This window comes from Corynebacterium sp. LK33 (genome assembly GCF_014334955.1).
Lineage (GTDB): Bacteria > Actinomycetota > Actinomycetes > Mycobacteriales > Mycobacteriaceae > Corynebacterium > Corynebacterium jeikeium_D.
On sequence record NZ_PDGU01000017.1, the window covers coordinates 15,221 to 40,617 of the forward strand.

Annotated in this window: 20 protein-coding genes; 10 read left to right on the forward strand and 10 right to left on the reverse strand. The window is 57.6% G+C overall.

The window, feature by feature from the left end; genetic code table 11:
* Nucleotides 1-19: 19 nt before the first annotated feature.
* Both CRD20_RS05090 and CRD20_RS05095 read right to left on the reverse strand, forming a co-directional pair.
* Nucleotides 20-661, reverse strand: coding sequence for a YqgE/AlgH family protein (locus CRD20_RS05090; RefSeq protein WP_048733149.1), 642 nt, complete (start codon nucleotides 659-661; stop codon nucleotides 20-22).
* Nucleotides 661-2,103: a CCA tRNA nucleotidyltransferase gene (locus tag CRD20_RS05095; RefSeq protein ID WP_048733146.1), complete on the reverse strand. Its 1,443-nt coding sequence runs from the start codon at nucleotides 2,101-2,103 to the stop codon at nucleotides 661-663. The genes CRD20_RS05090 and CRD20_RS05095 overlap by 1 nt, the downstream gene beginning before the upstream one ends.
* A gap of 160 nt (nucleotides 2,104-2,263) precedes the next feature.
* Here CRD20_RS05095 and CRD20_RS05100 point away from each other — a divergent pair, with 160 nt between their 5' ends.
* From CRD20_RS05100 to CRD20_RS05130, 7 genes are all read left to right on the forward strand, one after another.
* Nucleotides 2,264-3,121, forward strand: a complete 858-nt coding sequence (locus CRD20_RS05100) for an NUDIX hydrolase (RefSeq protein ID WP_172620226.1) — start codon at nucleotides 2,264-2,266, stop codon at nucleotides 3,119-3,121.
* Nucleotides 3,122-3,127: 6 nt separating this feature from the next.
* Nucleotides 3,128-5,665 carry a hypothetical protein gene (locus tag CRD20_RS05105; RefSeq protein WP_187404975.1) on the forward strand — a complete coding sequence of 846 codons (2,538 nt, stop codon included), beginning with the start codon at nucleotides 3,128-3,130 and terminating at the stop codon, nucleotides 5,663-5,665.
* Between the two features lie 27 nt (nucleotides 5,666-5,692).
* A complete protein-coding gene (locus CRD20_RS05110; RefSeq protein ID WP_187404976.1) occupies nucleotides 5,693-9,289 on the forward strand; it encodes a murein biosynthesis integral membrane protein MurJ in 3,597 nt (1,198 codons plus the stop codon).
* Between the two features lie 235 nt (nucleotides 9,290-9,524).
* A complete protein-coding gene (locus CRD20_RS05115; RefSeq protein WP_042389015.1) occupies nucleotides 9,525-10,088 on the forward strand; it encodes a sigma-70 family RNA polymerase sigma factor in 564 nt (187 codons plus the stop codon).
* A gap of 164 nt (nucleotides 10,089-10,252) precedes the next feature.
* A complete protein-coding gene (gene trxB / locus CRD20_RS05120; protein WP_005511625.1) occupies nucleotides 10,253-11,191 on the forward strand; it encodes a thioredoxin-disulfide reductase in 939 nt (312 codons plus the stop codon).
* A gap of 393 nt (nucleotides 11,192-11,584) precedes the next feature.
* Nucleotides 11,585-11,905, forward strand: coding sequence for a thioredoxin (gene trxA, locus CRD20_RS05125; protein ID WP_049193104.1), 321 nt, complete (start codon nucleotides 11,585-11,587; stop codon nucleotides 11,903-11,905).
* A 410-nt stretch (nucleotides 11,906-12,315) separates the two neighbouring features.
* Nucleotides 12,316-13,500 (forward strand): N-acetylmuramoyl-L-alanine amidase, encoded by a 1,185-nt coding sequence (locus tag CRD20_RS05130; RefSeq protein WP_048733139.1) that lies wholly within the window; start codon nucleotides 12,316-12,318, stop codon nucleotides 13,498-13,500.
* A gap of 26 nt (nucleotides 13,501-13,526) precedes the next feature.
* On the opposite strand, the gene CRD20_RS05135 is transcribed toward CRD20_RS05130, so the two are convergent.
* The 8 genes from CRD20_RS05135 to rpmH all read right to left on the reverse strand — a co-directional run bounded on the left by CRD20_RS05135 (nucleotide 13,527) and on the right by rpmH (nucleotide 20,052).
* The gene (locus CRD20_RS05135; RefSeq protein ID WP_070643179.1) at nucleotides 13,527-14,480 is read right to left on the reverse strand and encodes a hypothetical protein; all 954 of its coding nucleotides are present in this window, start codon (nucleotides 14,478-14,480) and stop codon (nucleotides 13,527-13,529) included.
* Nucleotides 14,481-14,491: 11 nt separating this feature from the next.
* Nucleotides 14,492-15,769: a ParB/RepB/Spo0J family partition protein gene (locus CRD20_RS05140; RefSeq protein ID WP_187404977.1), complete on the reverse strand. Its 1,278-nt coding sequence runs from the start codon at nucleotides 15,767-15,769 to the stop codon at nucleotides 14,492-14,494.
* 21 nt (nucleotides 15,770-15,790) lie between these two features.
* Nucleotides 15,791-16,747: a ParA family protein gene (locus CRD20_RS05145; RefSeq protein ID WP_187404978.1), complete on the reverse strand. Its 957-nt coding sequence runs from the start codon at nucleotides 16,745-16,747 to the stop codon at nucleotides 15,791-15,793.
* 278 nt (nucleotides 16,748-17,025) lie between these two features.
* Nucleotides 17,026-17,661, reverse strand: coding sequence for a 16S rRNA (guanine(527)-N(7))-methyltransferase RsmG (gene rsmG, locus CRD20_RS05150; RefSeq protein WP_187404986.1), 636 nt, complete (start codon nucleotides 17,659-17,661; stop codon nucleotides 17,026-17,028).
* Between the two features lie 325 nt (nucleotides 17,662-17,986).
* The gene (yidC, locus tag CRD20_RS05155) at nucleotides 17,987-19,135 is read right to left on the reverse strand and encodes a membrane protein insertase YidC (RefSeq protein ID WP_070604836.1); all 1,149 of its coding nucleotides are present in this window, start codon (nucleotides 19,133-19,135) and stop codon (nucleotides 17,987-17,989) included.
* Between the two features lie 86 nt (nucleotides 19,136-19,221).
* Nucleotides 19,222-19,554 carry a membrane protein insertion efficiency factor YidD gene (yidD, locus tag CRD20_RS05160; RefSeq protein ID WP_187404979.1) on the reverse strand — a complete coding sequence of 111 codons (333 nt, stop codon included), beginning with the start codon at nucleotides 19,552-19,554 and terminating at the stop codon, nucleotides 19,222-19,224.
* A complete protein-coding gene (rnpA, locus tag CRD20_RS05165; RefSeq protein ID WP_048731381.1) occupies nucleotides 19,514-19,894 on the reverse strand; it encodes a ribonuclease P protein component in 381 nt (126 codons plus the stop codon). Before rnpA ends, yidD begins: the two co-directional genes overlap by 41 nt.
* Before the next feature lie 20 nt (nucleotides 19,895-19,914).
* The gene (gene rpmH / locus CRD20_RS05170; protein ID WP_005511646.1) at nucleotides 19,915-20,052 is read right to left on the reverse strand and encodes a 50S ribosomal protein L34; all 138 of its coding nucleotides are present in this window, start codon (nucleotides 20,050-20,052) and stop codon (nucleotides 19,915-19,917) included.
* A 694-nt stretch (nucleotides 20,053-20,746) separates the two neighbouring features.
* Between rpmH and dnaA the strand changes: the two genes are divergently transcribed.
* The 3 genes from dnaA to recF all read left to right on the forward strand — a co-directional run bounded on the left by dnaA (nucleotide 20,747) and on the right by recF (nucleotide 25,397).
* A complete protein-coding gene (gene dnaA, locus CRD20_RS05175) occupies nucleotides 20,747-22,495 on the forward strand; it encodes a chromosomal replication initiator protein DnaA (protein ID WP_187404980.1) in 1,749 nt (582 codons plus the stop codon).
* Nucleotides 22,496-22,997: 502 nt separating this feature from the next.
* Nucleotides 22,998-24,188, forward strand: coding sequence for a DNA polymerase III subunit beta (gene dnaN / locus CRD20_RS05180; protein WP_187404981.1), 1,191 nt, complete (start codon nucleotides 22,998-23,000; stop codon nucleotides 24,186-24,188).
* A gap of 9 nt (nucleotides 24,189-24,197) precedes the next feature.
* Nucleotides 24,198-25,397 (forward strand): DNA replication/repair protein RecF, encoded by a 1,200-nt coding sequence (gene recF, locus CRD20_RS05185; protein WP_048731375.1) that lies wholly within the window; start codon nucleotides 24,198-24,200, stop codon nucleotides 25,395-25,397.

Below are 25,397 nucleotides of genomic sequence, written 5' to 3' on the forward strand. Positions count from 1 at the left end.
TATTGATGTGCTCACTCATCTAGTTGTCACGTACATCTACGGGGTAGGTGCCATACAGTGGCAGCGGCCATGGCTGACGGCGCATGCAATCACCCCAGATGTCCGCGGCAGCAGGCGCGAGTACATCTGAGGGCAGGGCAGGGGCGACGTACCAGTCACCGCGGTCGAGCTCGTCTTCCAGCTGTCCCGGGTCCCAGCCTGCGTAACCGGCGAAGATGCGTGCGCCATCTATGCGGTCGCGTACGTCCTCCGGCTCCGCACCGAGGTTGACCAGCGCAAACCTGTGGGCGATGCGTTCCATCAGCGGGGTACCGGTAATACTGTCGGTCTCCTCTGGGAGGGTGGCGCCGTTTCGCACCACACCAATGCAGATTGGCTGTGTCTGGTTGACCGGACCCCCGACGTAGAGCACCGGCGGCTTGGCCATCAGCGGCGCCCAAGGCTCGAGCACATTGTGCACCGGCGTCTGCGAACGCTGCGTGAGATCGACACCAAGGGTGCCGTGTTCATCGTGCTCAATGAGGAAAATCACCGAGCGGGAAAACTCCGGCGAGAGCATGCCGGGTGCTGCGAGCAGCAGCATACCGGCAGCCGGGTCGTTGCGCTCAAGGCTGGTAAAAAGCCGGTCGCCGTAGAGATTTTCCGGATTAATCGATGCCATTAGCTCTCACTTTCGCTTTCAGCCTGCTCACCGGACTGCTCGTACCACCATTTCTTCAGCGCCAAGATAGCATCTTCACGCTCCAGCGGACCGGACTCCAATCGCAGCTCTTTCAGGTAATTCCAGGCCTGTCCGACTTCTTTGCCGGGCTTCAGGTCCAGAATTTCCATGATTTCGTTGCCATCCAGGTCGGGGCGGACGCGTGCGAGGTCCTCCTGCTCGGCGAGCTCCTTGATTCGCGCTTCCAGGCTGTCGCAGGCTCGTGCGAGGCGTGCTGCTTTACGACGGTTTCTCGTCGTACAGTCGGCCCGCACGATTTTGTTGAGTCGTTCCAACAGATCTCCGGCGTCGTTGACATAACGTCGCACCGCCGAGTCCGTCCACTTGCCTTCGCCGTAGCCGTGGAAGCGCATGTGCAGGTAGACCAACTGCGAGATTTCGTGGTTGGTCTTCTTCGGGAACTTCAGTTTCCGAAGGCGGCGTCGCACCAGCTTCGCGCCGACAACTTCGTGCTGGTAAAAGGTGACGTTTCCCTGCTCGTTGTAGGCACGGGTAGCGGGTTTGCCGCAGTCGTGCAGCAGTGCCGCCCAGCGCAGTACGAGGTCCGGTTCACCGGGTTCTTCCTGGTCAATAGCTTGCCGCATGACCTGCAGAGAGTGTTGGTAGACATCCTTGTGCTGGCGGTGTTCATCCTGCGTCATGCGCATGTCGGAGATCTCCGGCAGCACGCGGTCGGCCAACCCCGATTCCACCATCAGGTCGATACCTCGGCTTGGGTCCGCACCCAGGATGAGCTTGTTCAGCTCGGTGGAAATGCGCTCGACCGTGATGCGGTCAATTTCGCTGGACATTTCCTTCAACGCCTTGAGCACACGCGGTGCCACGTCGAACCCGAGCTGGGATGCGAAGCGGCAGGCACGCAGCATCCGCAGGGGGTCGTCGCCGAAGCTGATCTCCGGCGCCCCCGGTGTGTCCAACACACCCGCGACAAGATCCTCGAAACCTCCGAGCGGGTCAAGGAAGGTGCGGGTGCCGTCACCGTGGAGCTCCACGGCGATGGCGTTACAGCGGAAGTCACGGCGGATTAGGTCGCCCTCCAGCGTGTCACCGAAAGTGACCTCCGGATTGCGGCTGACCTGGTCATACGTATCCGCACGGAAGGTGGTGATCTCCACCTGACGGCCATGCCGTTCCGCGGAGAGTGTGCCGAATTCAATGCCGGTATCCCAGACAATGTCCGCCCAGTCATCGAGGATCGCGCGTGTCACCTCCGGGCGCGCGTCGGTGGTGAAATCGAGATCCACGCCCAGTCGCCCTAAGAGAGCATCGCGCACAGAACCGCCCACGAGGTACAGGCGATGGCCAGCTGCACTAAACGCAGCTGCCAGCGAATCCAGGATCTCCGACTCCTTGGCGATTGCCTGATCCGCCACTGCCAGCATTGCCGTCCTGCGCACCTGTGGGTCTGCGTCAGCAGTCGCCGGAGTAGCACCGTGAGGTGTAGTCCCCCCGGGCTGGTCACCATTTGTCGTTGAAGGAGTCGATTGTGTCACGACCGACACAATACCCGCTTATACCTATAAACCCGGTAGTCTAAGTGGAATGAACAACGTGGTACGCAATGACAACTCGGCGGCGAAGAGCCGTCGACGTCGTCGGCGACCGCGCAGAAGGGGTGGCGTTTCCTCGTCCACCAACACTAGCAACGCTACTACCAGCGGAAATTCTGCGAAACGTAGTGGCTCCGGTGCCAATGGCCCCCAAAAGGCCAAGCCAAACTCCGGTGGCGCCAAGAAATCTTCCAAATCACCGAAGTCGGCACGACCCTCGAAGCAGTCGAACAACCGCGGTGGCCGTAAGAACGGTCAGGATAGGAACAATCGCCGTCGTCACGCACAGACGAAGCGCACAAACAATCGCCGTGCGCACTCGTCGCGCGCGCAAAATGCAGCGCCGATGCAGACCTCGATTGAGACTTCGGCGGGCGGACTGGTCGTCTCGGGGCTTGCCGAGGCGGTCGGAGATGGCGGCAAGGTCAACCTGTCACGGATTTATGTCGCGCTGATTGGTCGGCACGATCGTCGCGGGCGCCTGCTGTGGTCGATGCCTAAGGGCCATGTCGAACCCGGCGAAGCTTTCGATTCCACCGCCGAACGTGAGGTGTGGGAAGAAACGGGCATTCGCGGCGAGGTCATCGAAGAGCTCGGTGTGATTGACTACTGGTTTGTCTCCGATGGCACGCGGATTCACAAGACCGTGCACCATCACCTTCTGCGCTACGTCGATGGCGATCTGAACGACGAAGACCCCGAGGTCACCCAGGTCATGTGGGTTCCTGTGGATACCCTGGTGGAACGATTGGCCTACGCTGACGAACGCAAACTGGCCCGGCGCGCGCACAATCTGCTGCCCGATCTCGCCCGCGCGGAAAAGCGAGCAGGCCGGCAGACGCCGAGGTGATTGCGCATGTTCAGGTTGCAGTTGCCAAGGAATGTTGTTCGTAAAGTCACGGCCGCCACCGCAGCGCTCGTACTGTGCTTGCCGACGACCGTTGCGCCCCCAGCTTTTGCGCAAGATGAGCAGTTGTGGGGCAGTGGCACCAATCGTGTCGGTGAACAGGGCCCCCTTCGGCTTTCGATAACCAGCTTCACTCCGCATGTCGCGGCTCTACATTCGACGCTGACCATCAAGGTGCAGGTGCACAACACCTCCGATACGGATATCAGCAATGTTGCGCTGCGCCCACAGCGGGCCGGCGCACTGGCTTCCTCTGCAGATGCGCGGACGATTCTCGCTGAGCCTGAATCGGTGTTTGATGTGGCTGGGACCTTCAGTGCCCCCATCGAGCTGAAAGCGGGGGAGAAGCGTGAGGTTACGCTAAGTGTTCCTATCTCCGCACCGGCTCCAGAAGGACTCGACATCACGGAAGCCGGCACGTTTCCGCTGCTCATCAATGCTAACGGGCAACCGGCAGATGACATCGACCGCTTGCTGGCGGAAACACGCGCACTGCTTCCGGTGACGGATCCGCAAGCCGCAGGTGATGAGCCGGAACCGCCTGCCGGTGATGAGAACGACAACGATGAGACCGACAATTCCGATGCGCCCACCCGCCGCGACCCAGTGCCGTTTTCGCTGATTTGGCCCATCAGCCAGCCAGTGCCACTGGTCGGCGGTGAGACCGGTGACGCACCCTCGTCGCCGAATCTCATCCTCACCGACAATTCTTTGGCCGAGTCTCTCGAACGCGGTGGCCGCCTCGACGGTTTGCTCACCTCGTTGGAAAAGGGCTTTGCCGGCCCGGATGGGCAGAGGTTGCGGGAATCAACCTGCATCGCCATCGACCCGGAGACCCTCGACGCAATCTCCAGGATGACCCGCGAATATTGGATTGGCACCAGCCGCCCAAGTCCTGTGGAGTCATCTCCGCGACTGCGGGATTCCTGGGGAAACGCGGATGACACCAATCTCACGCATATGCCCGCCAGTGACAATGCCGCCGCCTGGCTCAATCGGCTGCACGATCTCACACAGGACACCTGCACACTGTCACTGCCGTGGGGCGGCACCGATGCCAGCGCCGTGGCTCGCGTGGGGGATCACGAGCTTTCGATGGAGGCACTCGCCGCTGGTCGGCAGACTATCGCCAAACATTTGGACGTTCAGGCACTGCCGGGCCTCTATTTGCCGGCCGAGGGATACGTGACGTCGGAAAGCGCCCCGCTGTACTCGGCGGCGACGGCCCTGAACGGGACCGCCCCGGAGCGCGCATTCGAAAACCGCGTCGATACCGGCGAGGCGATGCCACCGTCGCCCACTCCACCCGAAGCCGCGCACGACACCACCGTGTTAGTCGCAGACAACACCGCCGTCACCGCCGATGGTCAGACACTGCGCCCCGGCCATAGTGGCGTGCTTGCCGACGGTAGCCGCGCCTTCGCCCTCCCTGGGGCACTGACAACCTCTCTGTCTGCAACAGGGCGGTCTCCCCAGACTGTGGCGTATTCGAATCTGCTCGGACGCTACGATTTCCGAATCGACTCCGAGGCTGCACGGATGCAGACAGCGATTGGCACTCTGTTCCAATCATTGACTGATTCGGATGACCCTCGCGCGGCTGTGGTGGCAGCACCACCGTCCGGTTGGAATCCACGCGCTAGCGACGCTGAAGATTTCATGTCCGCGGTCCGGAAAGCCGTGGACGATAACCTGGCTGAGCTGACTCCGCTGATGGACTCCATAACCGCTTCAGCTCACGACCTGGATGCGGGCTCGGTTACTCCAATTGACGAGCTTGCCGATCCCGCGCCAGTGAGTGAGACGCTCGTGGAGAAGGCTCAACTGGCCTCCCGCGAAATCACGGACCTGACCACAATCATGTCCAACGATCCCAATGTCGCACTGACGCGGTATGAATTCACCCGCCCCCTGCGGCACGACTTGCTGCGCTCGTTTACAACTCTCGGCCGGCGAAATCAGCTGCAGTCACCTGACGTGCAGCGGCGGAGCGAAGAACTCAGCGACCAGGCACTGATTATGACTCGACGCCTGCGCAATTCAGTGACGTTGGTAGCTCCCGGCGGTGTCTACACCCGCGCAACGCAGCTGTCGCCGATTGCGGTGCTGGCTCGCAATGGCCTGCCGCTGCCGGTTCCCGCGTTCGTGCGCGTCGGCGCTGGAGATTCGGTGATGGAGGAGAAGTATGAGGCCGCCATCCCCGCCAAGGGGTCGGTGACTGTTCAGTTCACTCCGAAGTCGGGTGATGATGCAGAATCCACTCCGGCGACCAATGCTCCAGAGGGAGACCGGCCACGGGATAGTGGAGACAACTCCCACAACCTGTTGCTGTGGCTCGAATCACCTGGCGGCACGCCGATTTCTCGATCAGTGAGTATTTCCGTGCAATCGGGCGCTTCGGTTGGGGTTTTGGCTATCGTGACCCTCGTCATCGTCACTGTTGGTGGGTTTTTTGCCGCAAAACGGTCTCAGTACTTTCGGAAATAGACCCCCTTTTAAGCAACAATAGGACATGTGACTGACTCAGACGCGCATAAATCTGGACTTCGAGGCCGCATTCGTCGCCCCGCGCCACCGGCCCCAGTTCCGGCGGCGCGGCCAACGGCTGAATCTCAGCCGGCCGAAGCGGCCCCGGACCTAACTCGCGTATCCGGCCATAAGGCAAATGCCGATACCGCCGCTGACGCGATGACGGAATCGGCATCACCATCGCCAGCAAAGGCGGCAACTGCGACAGCAACCGCTTCCAGCGATTCCTCCGCAGGCTCGACGGCGGACGCAAATCAGGGACAGTCGAACTCGGACATCGTCGCCTCCACGGGCTCGATGGCAATCGCTACCCTGATTTCGCGCATTACAGGTTTTTTGCGAAATCTGCTCATCGGCGCGACGCTGGGTCCGGCTGTGGCTTCAGCCTTCAACGTCGCCAACACACTGCCGAACCTGATTACGGAAATCGTCCTCGGCGCGGTGCTGACTTCTCTGGTGGTGCCGGTGTTGGTGCGCGCGGAGAAGGAGGATCCAGATCACGGTGCCGCCTTCATTAGACGTCTCTTGACTGTCTCTATGACGCTGCTGGCAGTGGTGACGGTGCTGGCAGTGATAGGTGCGCCACTGTTGACCAGATTGAGCCTTAACGAGGCCGGTAAGGTCAACGTTCCGCTGGCAACGTCCTTTGCGTTCTTATTATTGCCGCAAATCATCTTCTACGGCATATTTGCGCTGCTCATGGCGGTGCTAAACACCAAGGGAATCTTTAAACCCGGTGCGTGGGCACCTGTCGCTAACAACGTCGTGGCCATTGCCACGCTCTTGCTATATCTGTTCCTGCCCGGCCAATTGAGTCCGGATTCGGACGGTTCACTCTCCGATCCGCACATCCTGCTTTTGGGTCTTGGTACCACCCTGGGTGTCGTCATTCAGGCCGCCATCATGATTCCCTACCTCAAGCGCGCGGGCATTGATTTGCGTCCGCTGTGGGGTATCGACGACCGCATCAAACAGTTCACCGGCATGGGTGTCGCGATTATCACCTACGTGGCAATTTCCCAGGCTGGTTACTTCATCACCACCAATATTGCCTCGACTGCCTCCAAGGCAGCGCCGACGATTTACCAGCAGGCGTGGCTGCTGTTGCAGGTGCCCTACGGCATCATCGGCGTTACCTTGCTGACCGCCATCATGCCGCGACTGTCCCGCAATGCAGCCGATGGCAACGATGGGGCAGTGGTCCGCGATCTGTCCATCGGTACGCGCCTGACCATGATTGCGCTGGTGCCGATCGTCGCATTCTTCACCGCATTCGGCCGCCCCATCGCCGTCGGTCTTTTCGCGTATCTGGAGTTCCCCCGCGAAACCGCAGAGATTCTCGGCTGGACGCTGTCCTTCTCGGCGTTCTCGCTTATTCCATACGCCATTGTGCTTTTGCACTTGCGTGTTTTCTACGCCCGTGAAGAGGCCTGGACCCCGACTTTCATCATCCTCGGCATTACCACCGTCAAGGTGATTCTGTCGTTCTTCGCTCCTCGTCTGGCTTCTGACGATGAGACCGTCGTCGTGTTGCTCGGTGCCGCCAACGGTTTCGGTTTCGTCGCCGGCGCGGTAATTGGCTTCTTGCTCTTGCGCCGCACTCTCGGACACTTGGACAGTAAGGCGACCGTCCACACCGTGCTGTGGGCACTGGGGGCGTCGCTCGTCGGTGTCGCCGTCGCCTGGGGCGCATTCGCATTGACCGAACTTGTGCTGTTCGATTTCTTCGGTTCCTTCGGCGTGCTGCTGCAGACCATCGTCACCGGCGTGGTCTTCCTCATCGGTACCGGCCTGGTGCTCGCTCAGGCTCCGTTGGAAGAGGTCCGCGTTCTGGGCGGCTTCCTCGGCCGCATCCCGGGTCTACGCCGCTTTGCTCCGCAGCCTCATGCAGCCGACAATGCCGTCGCCGACCGTGAGGATATGGAGCGCGAACGTGGCTTCGCCGCTGATGCTTTCTCGATTGCCCCGTCGAACCTGATCGGCGAGGCCACGGGTCTGGCAAACGAGGGCTTCACCGCTTCGCCGCTGCTGCCGCCGATGCCGACGCAGGGTTCTCGCCCAACCCGCTATGTACCCGGCGAAATGGTCTCAGGTGGTCGTTTCCGTCTGCGTTCTGAAGTCGCGACCTACCCAGGTCTGCGCCTGTGGCGCGCCATGGATATGGGCGATCCCAACAACTCAGATGTCGCACTCGTCTTCGTCGACACGATTGCACTGCCGTACTACGACACTTCGCCATCGGTTGCCGCCCAGAAGATTGCCACGACGACCAATGAGCTGCGTGACCTGGCTGGCACCGGGATGTCCCGCATTCATAGTGTGGCGAAGACACGCACCGAGGTGCTCATCGTCGCCGACTGGACCAGCAGTATCGGTATTGAGCGGTTCGATCAGGCCGCCCACCCGGATGCCCTGGCACTCGCAATAGCATCACTTGCCGAGACAATCGCCGACGCCCACGAATCTGGGCGCTGCCTTGGCCTGACAAACAAGCCTGGACAATTGCGCATCAGCAGCGACGGCCACATCTACGACGCTTTCCCCGTCGTTTTGCCCGATAGCTCGCAACGTTCGGACTACAACGCGTTGCTTTCTGTCATCGACGAGCTGTTCTACAACGTGCCAAATATCCCCTCCGATATTTCTGCTGCCATCGACCGCGCGAAGCAGGTTCGCCCGGAGAACTTCAACCAACAGGAGTCGCCAGCTCGCACACTCGCGGAGGATTTGCGCACTGCAGCGCTCGGCCCCGACTCTTCGGAGTTTCTCGCAATCGACCCCGACACCGGTGCGCGCGAATCCGTCGATGCCGACGGTGTAGCCCAATCAAACGCTCGCCACACCAAGAATCGCACCCGCGCATTCAGCACCGGCGCAGTCGTTGTCGGTGTAGTCATTGTCGGTGCACTTGTCGCCGCGGGCATCTTTGGTCTGGTTAACCGTTCCTCGGACGCACCGATTAACTCCGAGTCCGTACGACGCGGCCCGGCTCCGATCACGACGCTTTCGCTTGCCGACGCTAACGAGTGGCAAGCCGACAGCGACAACCCGGCAGCCGGTCCAGACAATCCGGACATGGCTGAGCTGACCATCGATAGTGACGAGGAAAGCTTCTGGGTAACTTCGACTTACCTCAGCCAGTTCGGCAATCGTCCAGAGGACTTCAAACCTGGTGTGGGTATTCGGGTCACTCTGGATGAACCGGCAACCATTCGAGAGCTTAAGGTCGCGGCGACCCCGGGCGCACACATTGAAGTTCGCGGCCTACGAGATGCTGACTCGACGAACTTGGATGACACAACGGTTCTCGGAAGCGCTACTGCCGCCTCAGGTACGACGACCATCGAAATCGATAGCCGCGACACTGAGTGGAAGAACCTTGTTGTCTGGATCTCCGGCTTGCCGACGGCTGCGGAAGCGGTAGCCGACAGCGACTCAGACACTGACGCTGATACAGATGCTGAGTCGCAGAATTCCGATGCGGACAACCCACTTGTCGGCGACCGCAATCTGGCTGAGCAATCCCCGGATTCGTTGCTGCCAGTTGCTATTGGCGACATTCAGGTGCGTGGTACGGAATAACGCTCTGAGCTTGCCGTAGGCGGCAACAGTTCAAGTTGTCCCAAGTTATCCACAGCTACTGGGACGTTTTGAAATTCATCCACAGCCCGCGGTCTCCACGGCAGTTTTGCCAAGCGGAGAGCGCGGGTTTCGTGTTTGCATAGGAGCCATGAACTTTGGGGGAAGAAATCGAATTGGGGACAGTCACCGTAAGGCCCGCATGGGTCGGCGACTGGGGGATTGTGGCGTCGTCGGTATGCAAAAGCATGCATCTGCGGACGAGGTCGATCGTGAATTATTGAAGGCGCACCTGGCGGGGGATCGTCGCGCGTTCGCGGTGTTGGCACGGCGTTATTATCCGCAGTTGGTAGCAATGGCGCGGCGCTATCGTCGGGATGATTTCGATCCCTTGGATGGGGTACAGGAGGGGCTGGCGCGGGCAATTGCGGGGGCGGCGAGCTTTCGCGGGCGTTCAACGGTGGCGACGTGGCTGACGTGCATCGTGAAGAATGCGTGTATTGACCACAACCGCGGTCGTTTCGGGGAGATCCCTCTCTGCGATAAGGAGGAGGATTTTGAGACGTTTATGAGTTCACAGCCGATTCCCTGCCCGGATGTTCCGCTACGTGTGACTATGGCCGCCGCATTGGAGCAGCTGCCAACGGATCAACGGGATGCCCTGCTGTACTTGGACATCTTTGGATATTCGCTGCAGGAGACCTCTCGCAGTATTGGGCAGCCGAGCGGGACGTTGAAGTCTCGGCGGGCGCGGGCGCGTCGTACGCTTCGGCGACAATTGGAAGAAGTGCAGGTGGCCTAACAACTGCGGAGCAGGGGAGAGGCTGGGGGAATAGAGATGGCTAACCTCACGTTGGTTGAGGTGGCTGGTTCCGGTAATTTCTTTCCCGGAGCTGAAAAATTTGCTTACTACTGAGCATCACTGTGCGCCATGTGATGTGAGAGATAAAAATTATAGGAGTCTTCATGAGCGATATCGTTCACGACCTGATCATCGTCGGTTCCGGTCCCGCCGGTTACACGGCTGCCACCTACGCAGCCCGTGCCGACCTGAAGCCTGTGGTGTTCGAGGGCATCGAGTTTGGCGGCCTGCTTATGACGACTACCGATGTGGAGAACTACCCAGGTTTCTCCGAGGGCATCATGGGCCCAGAGCTGATGGATCAGATGCGCGCACAGGCAGAGCGCTTCGGCGCTGACCTGCGCATGGAGATTGTCGATCGCATGGATCTCACCGGCGATATCAAGTCTGTCTGGGTTGGCGAAGAAGAGCACAAGGCTCACGCTGTCATCCTGGCAACCGGTGCCGCTCCGCGTTATGTCGGTGCTCCGGGTGAGCAGGCGCTGCTTGGTCATGGTGTCAGCGCCTGTGCCACCTGTGATGGTTTCTTCTTCCGCGACCACGATATCGCCGTCATCGGCGGCGGTGACTCCGCAATGGAAGAGGCAACCTTCCTTACCAAGTTCGCCCGCTCGGTGACGATTGTCCATCGCCGCGATGAGTTCCGTGCGTCGAAGATCATGGTCGAGCGCGCGCAGAACAATGACAAGATTCGCTTTGCGACGAACAAGGTTGTGTCCCAGGTTCTTGGTGAGGACAAGGGTTCAGTTACCGGTCTCGAGCTGGAAGACACCGTCACTGGTGAGAAGTCCGTCCTGGATGTGACTGCCATGTTCGTAGCAATTGGCCACGAGCCACGTTCGCAGATGGTTCGCAATCAGCTGGATTGCGATGAGAATGGCTACATTCAGGTAGCCGCTCCGAGCACCCAGACCTCTCTCAAGGGCGTCTTTGCGGCGGGCGATGTTGTTGACTCGCATTACCAGCAGGCAATTACCGCCGCTGGTTCTGGCTGCAAGGCTGCGCTGGATGCTGAGCACTACTTGGAAACTGTTGCTCGGTAGCTGACAGCAGGGCAGTCGCACTAGCTGGATAAACACCTAATAGTTGGGGTATCGCAATTGTTGGATAAGCCCTACGATTGCAGATATCCAACTATGGGGAATATCCGATAGTCGGTAAGACCAATTGTTGTTTGCTGTAGCTCAATCAGGGCGCAGCGGGACGTGTTATAGCCCGGTACGCCCCGTACTCATCGAGCACTTGCAGCGTTCTCAAGAACACCATTAATTAACAATTTAGTACTTCACTCGCACCACCGGAAGCCCTAATTTTTGACGCCTTGAGCGCCAAATCCGTACGCGAGGCTGAAGAAGCTAGGTTGAAAAATTAGAATCAAGACCACAAAACAAAACCACTAAGAACTCAAACGAGCTCATTCTAAGGAGAAGAATTTCATGACTCCGGTAACCGTCACCGCCAACACCTTTAAGTCCGATGTCCTCGAATCCGATAAGCCGGTGCTTGTTGATTTCTGGGCAGAGTGGTGTGGCCCGTGTAAAAAGATTGCTCCCGTTTTGGACGAGGTTGCGACCGAGCTCGATGGCAAGGCCGTCATCGCCAAGGTCAACGTCGATGAGGAGCGTGCACTGGCTGGCATGTTCCAGATCATGTCCATCCCAAGCCTGCTCCTATTCAAGGACGGCAAGAAGGTCGAAGAGATTCGCGGAGTCCGCCCGAAGGGCGAAATCACGTCCCTCATCGAAAAGCACCTTTAAAAGAACTTGGGGTTGCTCCTTATCCGATACGAGGTTACGACTGCCCACCCGTCACTTCGCTACTGCCACCTTCGTTGGACACACCCCATTATGATGTGACTGAAGTTGTGGTTGTGATTTAGAGTTAGTCCTGGGGTTCTGCCGTCGGGCTAGCCGACGCGCCCTCGTAACAATCAATTCGCGCCTGCGACCTGGTAATCTTGCTGGAAATGGCGGTTTACGTCTTCCTTAATACCGTGAAGGAACCAGGTTGCCGCCAACTTGAGAGGTATTGCTGACCATATCCTCTGAGAGTACGCGGGATTTCCTAACTGAAGTTTCGTTTAGCTCACTGGCCAGTAATACTGATTAAGTGTTGTGAGGACCCACAACGGCCTAAACATAATTGTGGAGTTCGGAAGGGAGTTTTCGTGCCAGAGTTTCTGAAGGTGGGCGATAGGTCACCTCGTGTAGCCGAGGTACGTTCTACCCTGGCTCGTCTTGGGCTTCTGCCCAATTGGGAGGGCTCAGCCGCGGAGGAGAACTCGCCTCAGTGGTCTGGTGACGATGACCTCTTTGATGAGGATATGCGCAACGCTCTCCTGGCGTTCCAACAGTCCCGCGGTGTCTATGCCGACGGGATCATCCGCGACAGCACCCTGCGCCTACTGCGAGAAGCCTCGTACACTCTGGGCACCCGCGTACTGTCCTATGATCCACTGTCTCAAATGACCGGTGAGGACGTAGGCGTTCTCCAAGCTACCTTGCAGGAACTCGGCTTCCACGATGCCCGAGTAGACGGCCACTTTGGCCCGAAGACCGATGCCTCTGTACGTGAATACCAGCTCAATTACGGGCTGGAGCCCGACGGTATCTGTGGTCCCGTTACTCTCCGGGCGCTCAGCTACTTGGGCAGGAGGGTTACTGGTGGTTCTGTAAACGCCTTCCACGAGAAGGAAATACTGCGCACGATGGGGCCGAAGCTCTCTGGAAAGCGCATTGTCATTGATCCAGGTCTTGGGGCAGGGGAGCCCGGCATTGTGGTCGACGGCCCTTACGGTCAGATTTCTGAAGAAGAGATTCTTTGGGATTTGGCCTCTCGCATCGAGGGTCGCCTTGTCGCGGCAGGTGCAGAGACTATTCTGTCTCGTCCTCGTACCGACAATCCGTCCATCGAGGATCGCGCTGAGATGGCCAACGCATTTGGCGCTGACGTCTTCATCTCCCTGCAGGCTGACCACTATCACAACAACCGCGCCAGCGGTATTGCGACTTTTTACTTTGGCTCGATGAAGGGCTCCAACTCCATTCTGGGCGAACAGCTCTCTGGCCTTATCCAGCGAGAGATTGTTGCCCGTACGAGCCTGGTAGACTGCCGCTCGCACGCCCGTACCTGGGATCTCCTCCGTCTGACCAGGATGCCCACGGTGGAAGTCGCCGTTGGTTACCTGACCAACGAGGATGACGTCGCAATTCTTTCTTCCCCAGATCAGCGGGACGTAATTGCCGAATCTATCGTTGTCGCTGTAAAGCGTCTGTACCTGGGCGATGAAGAGCAGCAGCCAATGACCGGCGCTTACAGCTTTGCGCAGCTGATTGAAGAGGAAAAAGCCTAAACACGGCTGATCAATCAAACCCGGCGCTAAAGACTGAACAGCTTTGAGCGCATAAAGGGTTCTTTCGCACTTAGATCCAACGCATGGCCGATTTCTTCGTCCCAATCCAATTCCGCATCCAACTCGATACGGAGTTTCGGATGAATCGGATGTGGAGTGACCACCCGAAACCCGGAGTCAAGAAGGGTTCGCGTACGAATCAAATCACCGGCGTTATGGTTAATCGCCGCCAACGAATCTGAAATACACGGCTTAGGATTCAGCTTTTCTTCGAGTTGCGCTTCGAAATCAGCGATTAGATTCTCCGTACCGTCGTCAGGCGTTGGCGACGACGGCGTGGATGCCGACATAGAATCCGCCGTGCCACTGCAACCAAACGCTTCTACCGCTGAAATCCCGCGTAGCGCGAGCTTGTGCAGAGCGGTCACAATGAGCACGCGGAGCATGTCATCGTCAACCTCTAAAGCGTTGTAATGCAGACTCGTCAGCGCAATCGCATCCGGCGATATTGGTCCGGAAGGCATGGAAAATGTCGTCGGGCAGAAGCGTGGCGGAGCAAAGAGCAGCGTGCCGACGGTCTCAGGTTTCCCATCGATAAGTGATGCCGGTGGCTTTCGTCGTAGCGAATATCCGCACGGTCCCCAGGAAAGGTAGACGGTATTGAGCCATGCTTCCTTCTCCAAGCGCACCTGGGCGGCTAAATCAGGACTTAAATCGCCATTTAAGAGGCTTTCACTAGCTCCGCCTGGCCGAGTAGGGGGTTGGCCGTCCGAATGCTTTAAATCACCGTTGAGCGCTTCATCCTCTTCTGGCGTGCTGGGGTCCAAATTAGGTTCGCGCGGCTCAGTCGAGAACTGGGGTAGGGCAGTTGCTGTACGGATATGCTCCATGCCCTGTTCCCAAAACAGGCTTAACATCGTCTCTGGATAGATTCCTTCGATGTCGGCCAGCGAAATTTTCTCGATGAATACTTCAGTCACAGTAACCGGGTTTACTCTTCGTCGAGATGCATCAGTGACATGATGCGATCAAAGTCCTCGAGGTTGCCGAATTCGATAACGATTTTGCCCTTACGCTTGCCCATCTGGGCAGTCACCTTCGTATCAAAAGAATTGGACAGGCGGTCAGCCCAATTGTGAAGGACCTCCGGCTGCGGAGTGGGCTCACGGTGCTGCTTTTTCGGTCGCTCGCCGGCATTGAGTAATGTCACAGCTTCTTCGGTCGCACGGACGGATAGTCCTTCAGCAACAATACGCTCGGCGAGGCGCTGCTGTTCTTCCTTACCTGCCTTAACTCCAAGCAAGGCACGTGCGTGACCAGCCGATAGAACACCGACCGCTACTCGTCGCTGTACCTCCACCGGCAACTGCAAGAGCCGAATCATGTTGGTAATAACGGGCCGCGAGCGACCGATTCGATCCGCCAGCTCTGCCTGAGTTACACCAAACTCTTCGAGTAGCTGCTGGTACGCAGCGGCCTCTTCGAGTGGGTTCAGCTGAACGCGATGGATGTTTTCTAGTAGGGCATCGCGAAGCATGTCCTGGTTTGGAGTATCGCGAACGATGGCGGGAATCGTGTCGACCCCAGCTCGCTGAGAAGCACGCCAGCGACGTTCACCCATGATGATTTCAAACTCGGGTTGCGGCGCGTTCGGCTCTTCCTTGCGCGCTGCCTCGAGTGCGGCCGCACGACTATCCTCAGAGATTGGTCGTACGATAATCGGCTGCAATAGACCGAACTCACGAATAGAGTGAGCGAGCTCATTTAGGGGCTCCTCATCGAAGACCTCTCGTGGCTGCTTCGGGTTCGGCGTGATCAGCTTCAAGTCGATCTCGCGATAGGTCGCGCCAAACTCGTTTGCGGCCGAAGCGTCAACATCGGTCGGCTCGGCGCCGCTATGGTCCGCTACTCCCGACGTCGTCGAGGGCAATGTTTCACGTGAAACATCACTGGACTTACCAATAGTCTTATTGTCACTGTGACGTTTCTTAGCCTCATCGGCATGAGGCTTGCCCTGCCCGGATTTTGCAGATTTTCCGGCGTTTTGCCCCTCAGTCAATGAGGTGCCGGATCCGGTCGCGGCTGCCCCCAGTACGTCGGCAACTCCGCTACTTCCAGGCTGCTTTGTCCCCTGGGTACGGCGGGGACCGAAGATAATATCCGCGGCACTGTCACCTACCGAGGGGTTAGCCGCCGGAGCAGTTGGAATCAGCGCGGCGATACCGCGACCGAGCCCTCCCTTGCGGTTCTCCTTTTTTTGATTCGACATCGATTACTACTCCTAGTGGCTTTAATTTGTCTCAGTGGAATTGGACGGGGTAGGGGAGGAAGCAGGTTCTTGCCCAATCGCACCTCCACCCGGAACTGCTGAATAGTCGCCACGCGTTGCCAATTCCTTCGCGGCGTCAAGATAAGCAACTGCGCCCCGAGACCCTGGATCGTAGGAAATTACGGTCTGCGAATATCCCGGCGCCTCCGATACCTTCACGGATCGAGGGATGAGATTACGTAGCACAACCTCACCGAAGTAGTTACGAACCTCATTGGCAACTTCTTCCGAAAGCTTGGTGCGGCCATCGAACATAGTGAGCAGCACAGCAGAAATATGTAGCTCCGGGTTGAGATGCTGACGAATCATCTGCACGTTATTCATCAGCTGAGTCACACCCTCCAAGGCGTAAAACTCACACTGAATCGGAATCAAAACCTCGTTGGCGGCAGTCATCGAATTCAGAGTCAACAGACCGAGCGAAGGAGGGCAGTCAATAATGAGAAAGTCAAAGCCGTTGTCAATCAGGTACTGATCTGACACCGCATCGAGAAGTCGGCGCTCACGGTTCAGGAGCGAGACCAGCTCAATCTCGGAGCCCGCCAAGTCCAACGTCGCTGGCACACAAAAGAGATTCTCAGATTCAGGGGAACGCTGGATGACATCGTCAATCTGTAGTTCGCCAATTAGAAGCTCATACGTCGACGGAGTCCCGGAAACATGCTCAATCCCCAGGGCCGTAGAAGCATTTCCCTGCGGGTCATTATCGATGACTAGGACCTTGAGGCCATGCCGCGCGAGCGCCGACGCGATGTTGACTGCCGAAGTGGTCTTGCCCACGCCACCCTTCTGGTTGGCGATAGTAATACGGCGCGGGCGTTCGGGGCGTGGAAGCGATAAACGGTTCGGGGCCTTAACTTGCGCCGCCCGTTGAGCTGCCGCAGCGATGGGTGTGTCTTGCCAGGACTTCCGGCTCATTAACTATTCCCCTTACAAGCACAGCAATCACCAATCATGGCCACTGGAGTGCGAATAAAAACTTAGTAACTATCTGCAAAAGCGTAATCATCAAGCCCCAACAAGCGTTAGACGCCGACGATTGTGGAAATGTTTCACGTGAAACATCCACCTTGGCCGGTAGGACTTTGCCATACCGCGATACTTATCCCACTCTAGCCCGACGGCACTACGCGCCTCAATGTCGAAACCAAAACACAAGCGAACCGGCAGTGGAGTAGGGGAGGGGGACTTACAACCTACTTCTTCTGAATAATCACGGCGTACGTCGAAGTTCCCAACACGGAACCGCCAACCTCTACAACGCGGGGATTAGTTCCCTTCGCCTTGGCAATAAGCTTTGCGTCCCGATCAATCTCCTCTTGCGCAGTTCCACCCTTCAGTGCAACCATCGCGCCTCCGGATTTAACTAAAGGAAGCGACCAGCCCGCCAATTTCCCAAGAGGGGCAACAGCGCGAGAAGTGACGACATCTACTTGGCCAACCTCAGCGCGAACCATTTTCTCCTCAGCGCGGCCGCGAACCACGGTCACATTGTCCAGCTCGAGATCTTCCACAACCTCGTTCAAGAAAGTCGTACGGCGCAGCAATGGTTCCACAAGAACCACCTTCAAATCTGGTCGTGCAAGAGCAAGCGGAATCCCGGGCAAGCCTGCCCCCGAACCAATGTCCGCAACTACAAGCCCTTTGCCTATAGCTTCTCCAACTACCGCAGAATTGATAATGTGCCGATCCCACAGCTTTGGAGTTTCACGTGGCCCAATCAAACCTCGGACTGTAGCCTCCTCAGCCAACCAGGAATGGTAGCGGTATGCTCGATCGGCATTCTCTCCAAACACGGTATCTATCACCGAACGCAAATCAGCATCGACCAAACCGGCGGAGGCTTCTTGCTTATCGACGTCCTTCTCGGGGTTACTCAACAGTTCCACTAACCTTTCTTGCACAATGGGGCAGCTGTGCCGTCACCCGTCGAGCTTTTCACTACCCCTAGTGTACGACAGTGCAACAACGATGTTTCACGTGAAACATTGATCAAAGTTGGATGCCAAACTCCCGGCCCCGGAGAAAATTACATGCCTGTAATAACAGTGACGTTGTTTGCTCGATAGAGCACCAAGGCAAGCAAAAACGCCCCGCATCAACTGCGGGGCGTTTCGATTAATTAACTTATGTAGACGAAGGGCGATTCCACTTCAGCTATTTCTTTTTCCGCTTCCGGTTCTTCCGATTTGCGGGTTTCTGTCCTGGCGCTGGCTTCGAGGCTGGGCCCTGCTGTCCCTTCCCCGAATTACCATCCGGAAGATGGCTAGAAGCCTTGTTCGCTGCAGAGGCCTGACCGGACTGCGCCTGCTGCGCATTCTGCGCTGCCTGACGCTTGCCACCCTTCTTCGGATTGATTGGCTTCTGGCCAACCTTCGGAGCGAGCTTCTCCTGTGCCTCGCGCTTGGCAGCCTTCTTAGCTGCGACAGCTTCCTTCTCTTCCTCATCCAGCTTGCCGAAGATGTAGCGCTGCTGGAAGTAGGTCCAGACGTTGTTAGTCACCATGTAGACAAGAAGACCGATGTGCCAGAAAGCACCGGTAACAAGAATCATGATCGGGAAGAACCAAAGCATCATCTTGTTCATCATGTCCATCTGCTGCCCCATAACGCCTTCCTGGCGCTTCACCAGACCGGCTTCCTGGCGGGCACGCGTGCGGTCAACAGACATGCGAGCGTTGAAGTGCGTTGCCAGTGCCGCGATAACGATCAGCGGAATGGCAACGATCATGATGTCCATGCGGGTGAAGTCCGCAGGCGTACCAGGCACGGTAAAGGCTGCGTATTGATCCTCACCCATACCAACCGAACTGGACAGTGGAGCATTGAGCACACGAGCCAGCAGGAAAGACCGCACCTCATCTACACCGAAGATGTAGTTAGGCGTATTCCAGTTCTGCTCCACCGACATGCCGAGCGCATTGCCCGACGTACCCGTTCGGTTAAACGAACGCAGCACGTGGAAAAGACCAATGAACACAGGCATCTGAACCAGAATCGGCAGACAGCCGCCGAGCGGGTTGACACCCATTTCCTTCTGCAGCTGGCGCATAGCAAGAGCCTGCGCCTGCTGATCGTTCTTGTACTTCTCCTTGATCGCCTGCATCTCAGGAGCGAGTTGCTGCATCTTGATGGCAGAACGCTGCTGGTTCAGCATCGGCTTAAACAGGAGGATACGGATGGTGACCACAAGCAAAACAATGGCCAGCACCCATGAGATACCCGAGGAGGGATCGAATAGGAAACCTGAGGCCTTATGCCAGAACCACAGGATGGCCGAAATCGGCCAATACACGAAATTGAGCACGGTCTAAGATCACTCCGTTCTTTAGGGGACAGCGCACTCGCGCCTTCGTCTACAAAGCCCGGTCAAAGGCTAAGCATTACTAGAGGTTACCTGTGCATTCGCTTCAACCACGAACCCAGGCCGGGGAATGTGACGGGAACTGGATCCCAGCCGCCCGGATGCCAGGGTGCGCAACGGAAGATACGCAGGAGAGTCAGCCACAGGCCACGAATAGCTCCAAAGCGGCGCACGGCCTCAAGACCATATGCGGAGCAGGTCGGTTCAAAACGACATGTGCTCGTTGGCTTCAGATTAGAGATACGACGGCGGTAGAAGAGAATCGCCCTCTCAGCCACACGTGCAACGGGGGCCTGGGCGAGGGGGCCGTCGTCAAGCGAATTAACGCCGACGTTCGTATGTGGCGAGTGCCGATTGCACATCGTGGGACAGCTCCTGGCTGGTGGCTGTGGCAGATGCAGGCAGCGCGCGAACGACAATGTCCATGGTGGACGGAAGATTCTGCGCGGCCGCGGCCATAACATGGCGGAGCTTGCGGGATACAGCGTGACGAGTCACGGCGTTGCCCACAGCTTTAGATACGACAAGACCGACACGCGGACCACCAAACCTGGCAATCTGCGTATCGGTCTTATCTTCACCGCCAGAAGCGGCGGTGTCACGAATATGCAAGACCAAGGTCTTGCGTCCGATTCGGCGTCCACGTCGTACGGTGACCGTGAAGTCACGCGAAGAACGCAGCTTATTGCTCTGAGGGAGCACCGAAATCGGCGTCCTCTTGCTTAAGCGGACAGGCGGGCACGGCCCTTGCTGCGGCGTGCTGCCACAACGGCGCGACCGGAACGGGTACGCATACGGGTACGGAAGCCGTGCACGCGTGCACGACGGCGGTTATTCGGCTGGAACGTCCGCTTCGACACGGTTGACACTCCTTGAAACTCAAACGACCACGAGTCCACGCTGAACACACCGCAGTAAACTCCTCGCTTCGAGTGCGAGGCAGCGATGCGTCTGACGCATTCCCGTGATGCACGGAAAAATTACTTACCGACAGATTGAAAGCTACATGCGTTCTGTCGGGTCCAAGCACAAGCTCGGACTCATATCTCAATGGATATGAAACACCCAGATAGGTTACGTCGAATCGAGCGAGAAATTCAAATCAACACGCCGGATTTACCTGGAGAATCATTTTCCAAGTTTTCCGACGGTACCGATGTTGACCTGTGGAAATACTGACCTATGCACTGCAATCCACAGGGCGTTTATCCCATCAGCTGTGGATAACTTCCACACCATGAATCACAGCGAGCAGGGGAAATAACGTGTTTACCTAGGTAAACGCAGACTAGGGGGCTATTTTTCATTGTGGGCAAACTGTGGATAAACTGTTAGTCAATTAGCGACAAGGTTTATCCACAGGTGTGGACAAACATGTGGAAGTCCTGCTCGGGGCGTATAGCACCTTGTGTAGAAACACCCCACAGGGCGAATTACAAGAAATAGCCCCCAAATGGGCAGATATGGCGCTCTCGCCATGCCAAAAACGCTCCACAAAAACAGGTCGCCTCGATAAATTTGATGAACGTAAACATGTAAAAGGACATTCACACAGTGAGCGAACAACCAGAATTGCCAGGTGGACTCTGGGAGCAGGTCGTTTCTATCCTGACTTCACCAGAAGGTGCGCCGGAGTTGGGCATTGCACCACTACGCCCGCCACACAAGGCACTGCTGCGGTCAGTGACGCACACTGGTGACTTTCCAGGTTTTCTCCTGCTCAGCACTCAATCGCCAGTGGTGCAGGCGCTGGTAAAAGAAGAGCTCAAGGGCATTATCGAGGCCGTCTTAGCCTCGCTGACCGGCGAGGAGTTGGAAACGGTCATCACCGTTGCCGATCCTGCTGACGACGCTGAAGATAGCCAGGCAGCAGAGACCGCTCAACCATCTGCACAGCACTCGGGGCAGATGCCATCTGCAGCTTCGCGTCCGCAGCAGGCTCAGCGTCAACAGCCAAACCAGCAGCACCAGCAGCAATCTGGCCGCAACTACCCGTTCCCCAGTGCAGATACGAACGACTTCAATCTCCACGAGCAGCACCAGGGATCGACGCAGACGCCACAGGTGTCGCAGACGCACCAGCCGAATGTCCATAATCAGCAGAGTGCCCAGTCACAACGCCGATCGATGGACGCCGTAGATTCGATGGCCCAGGGGCTTTCGCACTCATCTGCCGAGAATCCGATGACTATTGCTGATCAGCGCCAGGTCACAAGTCCTTTCCGTTCCGAGAGCCACGGCACTCCAACCGAGATGAGCATGCCTTTCGAGGAGCCCACCCTCAACCCGAACTACACCTTCGAGACCTTCGTTATTGGTCCGCAGAACAAATTCGCCGCCGCAGCCGCCGTCGCTGTTGCAGAGTCTCCGGGGCGCACCTACAACCCGCTGTTTATCTCCGGCGGTTCGGGTCTTGGCAAGACGCACCTGCTCCACGGCATTGGTCACTACGCCAAGCATTTGTACCCTAACCTGCGGGTTCGTTACGTTTCCTCGGAAGAGTTCACCAACGACTTCATTAATTCCGTGCGTGACGACGCCCAGGAATCCTTCAAGCGTCGCTACCGCGATTTGGACATGCTCATCATCGATGACATCCAGTTCTTGGAGGGCAAGGAAGGTACACAGGAAGAGTTCTTCCATACGTTCAATGCCCTGCACCAGTCCAATCACCAAATTGTGCTGTCGTCGGACCGCCCACCACGCGAGCTTAAGACCCTGGAGGATCGCCTTCGTACCCGCTTCCAGTGGGGGCTCAATCCGGATCTGCAATACCCGGACTTGGAGACGCGAATCGCAATTCTGTCGAAGAAGGCACAGCTGTCTGATTTGGTCGTTCCGCATGATGTACTCCAGTACATCGCGGAGAACACCTCGTCTTCTATTCGTGAGCTCGAGGGGCGTCTCCTGCAGATTAGTGCTCACGCATCCATGATTCATGAGCCTGTGACCTTGAAGTTTGCGCAGGAGATCCTCGGTGCCGACGAAATCGAGGTGCAGATTACCCCGGAGATCATCATCTCCACCACGGCTGAGTACTTCGACCTAACGGTTGCGGATTTGGTGGGCCCGGGTAAGACTCGCCCGGTCGCTCATGCTCGCCAGATCGCGATGTACTTGACGAGGTCCTTCACTGAGCTTTCGTTGCCGTCGATTGGCCGGGAGTTCGGAAATCGTGACCATTCGACGGTTTTGCACGCTGAACGCAAGATTGTTAAGGAAATTCAGGAGAAGAAGCCCTCAAAGGACCAGGTCAACGACCTGACTACACGCATTCGAGACCGAGCTCGCGGCACGGCTTAAAAACCTTGGATTCGGCATGCGGAATTCTTGTTATTAACTGCGGTTTTTCCGTGCACAGAGCTGTGGACAACTCCTAAATTTTGTGGATGAAAGATGAAGCCCGAACACTATCCACAGACACCCCAAGTTATCCACAGTTAGACGCACTGGTTATCCACAGAGCGAAACCAGTGAAGACCAGCGGGAATCATGTAATTTCACAATGTGCACACCCCCTATTACTACTCCCGACTTTAAAAATCTCTAGAAACTTCTAGATAAAAGGGGGCCTGCGCACAACCTCTGGCAAGCAACCTCTCGCGCACAACTTCATAAATGCCAAGAACGAGCAAGAACTAGGATTAAGCACTAGACGGACTACAAGAATCCCAGTGAGGTCTTTGGCAGTCTGCAGTAGAGTTGTACGATGGAATCTTTGTAACTCCAGTCATGTGCGCTGACATAGCGTGCTGACAACACAAAAGACGGCTAATAACAGACATCCAATACCGGTGGAGGAACGATGGAGCAGACCGAAGTCCGTATTCGCGCGGCTAAGGACGATCTCGCGGGTGCGGTGAGCTGGGTTGCTCGTAACCTGCCTGCACGCCCGACTCAGCCGATTCTGCGTGGCATGATTTTTCTCGCGGATGACAATGGTCTGCAGCTCGCTGGCTATGACTACGAGGTCTCGACTCAGATTCGTATTAGCGCAGAGGTCGATGAGCCCGGTCGCTTCGCCGTCAATGGCAAGTTGGTTTCTGACATTGTCTCTAAGCTGCCGAATAAGCAGGTAGAGATGCACTTTGATGGCACGAAGGTCATCGTTCGCTGTGGTTCTTCCCGCTTCGAGCTGCCAAGTCTGACCTTGGAGGATTACCCGCAGCTACCAGAAGCTCCGGCTGCTACCGGTACTGTCGATGCTGCTCTGCTGGCTGAGGCTATTGGTCAGGTCGCTATCGCTGCCGGCAAGGATGAGTCGCTGCCGATGCTGACCGGCATCCGGATGGAAACCGAAGGTAACGAGGTCACTCTCGCTGCCACCGACCGTTTCCGCCTGGCGGTTCGCAGTTTCGAGTGGGAGCAGATCCCTGAGGGGGAGACCAAGCTGCTCATCCCGGCAAAGACATTCGCGGAGACTGCCCGCACTCTCGATACCACTTCCAGCGAGCCAGTGACCTTGGCATTCGGCGACGGATCTGATGATCGTGAGGTCGGCGCCGAAGGTCTGCTGGCTATCCTCGCCGATCCTCGTCGCACTACCACGCGATTGCTGGACGCCGAGTTCCCGAAGTTCCGTCCGCTGCTGCCGAAGCAGCATTCCTCCATGGCTGTTGCTCGTGTTGACCAGCTGCAGGATGCCATCCGTCGTGTGTCTCTGATGGCGGATCACGGTGCGCAGATTCGCATGGACTTCTCCGATGGCCAGGTTGTCCTTTCCGCTCATGGCGACGAGGTCGGTCACGCAGAAGAGACTGTGGCCTGCAACTTCTATGGGGAACCACTTCTGATCGCCTTCAACCCGCAGTACCTGCTCGAGGGGCTCAGCGCTGTTCGCTCCCACCGCGTTCTGCTGGGCTTTACGCAGCCGTCGCGTCCCGCGATTCTCATTCCAGAGCCGGAAGCTATCCCGGAGCTCGGTGAGGACGGCTTCTACCCAACGCCGGAGACCGACTTCACTTACCTGCTGATGCCTGTGCGCCTGCCGGGCTAGTTTGCGGCTATGCACATTCGGTATTTGTCCTTGCGGGACTTCCGCTCCTGGCCGGAGTTGGAAGTCGAGTTCACGCCTGGAATTACCGTATTTACCGGGCAAAATGGCTACGGCAAGACCAATATCGTCGAGGCCGTTGGGTATCTCTCCACGCTCGGTTCGCATCGAGTGTCTACGGATGCTCCGCTGGTTCGTTCGGGGACCCCGTCGGCACGCATTTCGGCGACGGCGGTCAATGATGGCCGAGAGCTGACGGCGCATCTGCTCATCAATCCGCATCGCGCGAATCAGGCGCAGATTAATCGCACGCGGCTGAAGTCTCCGCGGGAGCTGCTGGGAATCGTTAAGTCGGTCTTTTTCTCGCCCGAGGATCTCACGCTGGTCAAGGGCGAGCCCGCGTCCCGTCGCCGCTACATCGATGATTTGCTCGCTTTACGACGGCCACTGTCCGCAGGTATCCGCATTCAATATGACAAGATTTTGCGTCAGAAGAATGCGCTGCTGAAGTCGGCGGGCTCGACGCTGCGCCGTGGCTATTCTTCCTCGGAGGGGCAGGCCGCACTGAGCACGCTGGATACCTGGGATGCGCAATTGGCGCAGGTGGGAGCGGCTTTAATGGCTGCGCGCATGGATTTGATTGCCGAACTGTCGGAACACGTCAGCGAGGCCTATGCCACGCTTGCCCCGCACTCGCGCCCAGCCACGATTGCCTATGCGCCGAAGGTCGACAGCCTGGATGGCGGGCCATTGCCCAGCGAACCGGAGCTGCTCGAGGCACTGCTGCTGACGAAGATGGCGGAGCGCCGCACCGCGGAGATTGAGCGCGGTTCCTGTCTCGTTGGTCCGCATCGCGATGATCTCAACCTCATTCTCGGCAATGACCCAGCCAAGGGCTTCGCTAGCCACGGCGAGACCTGGTCTTTTGCACTCGCACTGCGTCTCGGCGCGTACTTTTTGCTCCGTGCCGATGGGCCCGACCCGATCTTGGTGCTTGACGACGTGTTTGCCGAGCTCGACCGGCATCGTCGGGAAGCTCTCATGGAAATCGCGCAGCAGGCTGAGCAGGTGTTGATCACCTCGGCGGTGGGGGAGGAGTTGCCTCAGGCACTGGTCGAGGATTCTTCTGTCACTCATCACACGGTGACGGTGGCGCAGACTGAGCAGGGGCGAATCTCACTGCTGGATGAAAACCCAGTCGCGGAAGAGTGA

Bases quoted from the DNA above. Each gene is read 5' to 3' on its own strand.
- CRD20_RS05090 (WP_048733149.1), bottom strand. From the start codon at position 661: ATGGCATCGATTAATCCGGAAAATCTCTACGGCGACCGGCTTTTTACC.
- recF (WP_048731375.1), top strand. From the start codon at position 24,198: ATGCACATTCGGTATTTGTCCTTGCGGGACTTCCGCTCCTGGCCGGAG.
- CRD20_RS05100 (WP_172620226.1), top strand. From the start codon at position 2,264: ATGAACAACGTGGTACGCAATGACAACTCGGCGGCGAAGAGCCGTCGA.
- CRD20_RS05140 (WP_187404977.1), bottom strand. From the start codon at position 15,769: ATGTCGAATCAAAAAAAGGAGAACCGCAAGGGAGGGCTCGGTCGCGGT.
- CRD20_RS05145 (WP_187404978.1), bottom strand. From the start codon at position 16,747: ATGAGCCGGAAGTCCTGGCAAGACACACCCATCGCTGCGGCAGCTCAA.
- yidD (WP_187404979.1), bottom strand. From the start codon at position 19,554: ATGTGCAATCGGCACTCGCCACATACGAACGTCGGCGTTAATTCGCTT.
- trxA (WP_049193104.1), top strand. From the start codon at position 11,585: ATGACTCCGGTAACCGTCACCGCCAACACCTTTAAGTCCGATGTCCTC.
- dnaN (WP_187404981.1), top strand. From the start codon at position 22,998: ATGGAGCAGACCGAAGTCCGTATTCGCGCGGCTAAGGACGATCTCGCG.
- CRD20_RS05115 (WP_042389015.1), top strand. From the start codon at position 9,525: ATGCAAAAGCATGCATCTGCGGACGAGGTCGATCGTGAATTATTGAAG.
- trxB (WP_005511625.1), top strand. From the start codon at position 10,253: ATGAGCGATATCGTTCACGACCTGATCATCGTCGGTTCCGGTCCCGCC.
- CRD20_RS05105 (WP_187404975.1), top strand. From the start codon at position 3,128: ATGTTCAGGTTGCAGTTGCCAAGGAATGTTGTTCGTAAAGTCACGGCC.
- CRD20_RS05095 (WP_048733146.1), bottom strand. From the start codon at position 2,103: ATGCTGGCAGTGGCGGATCAGGCAATCGCCAAGGAGTCGGAGATCCTG.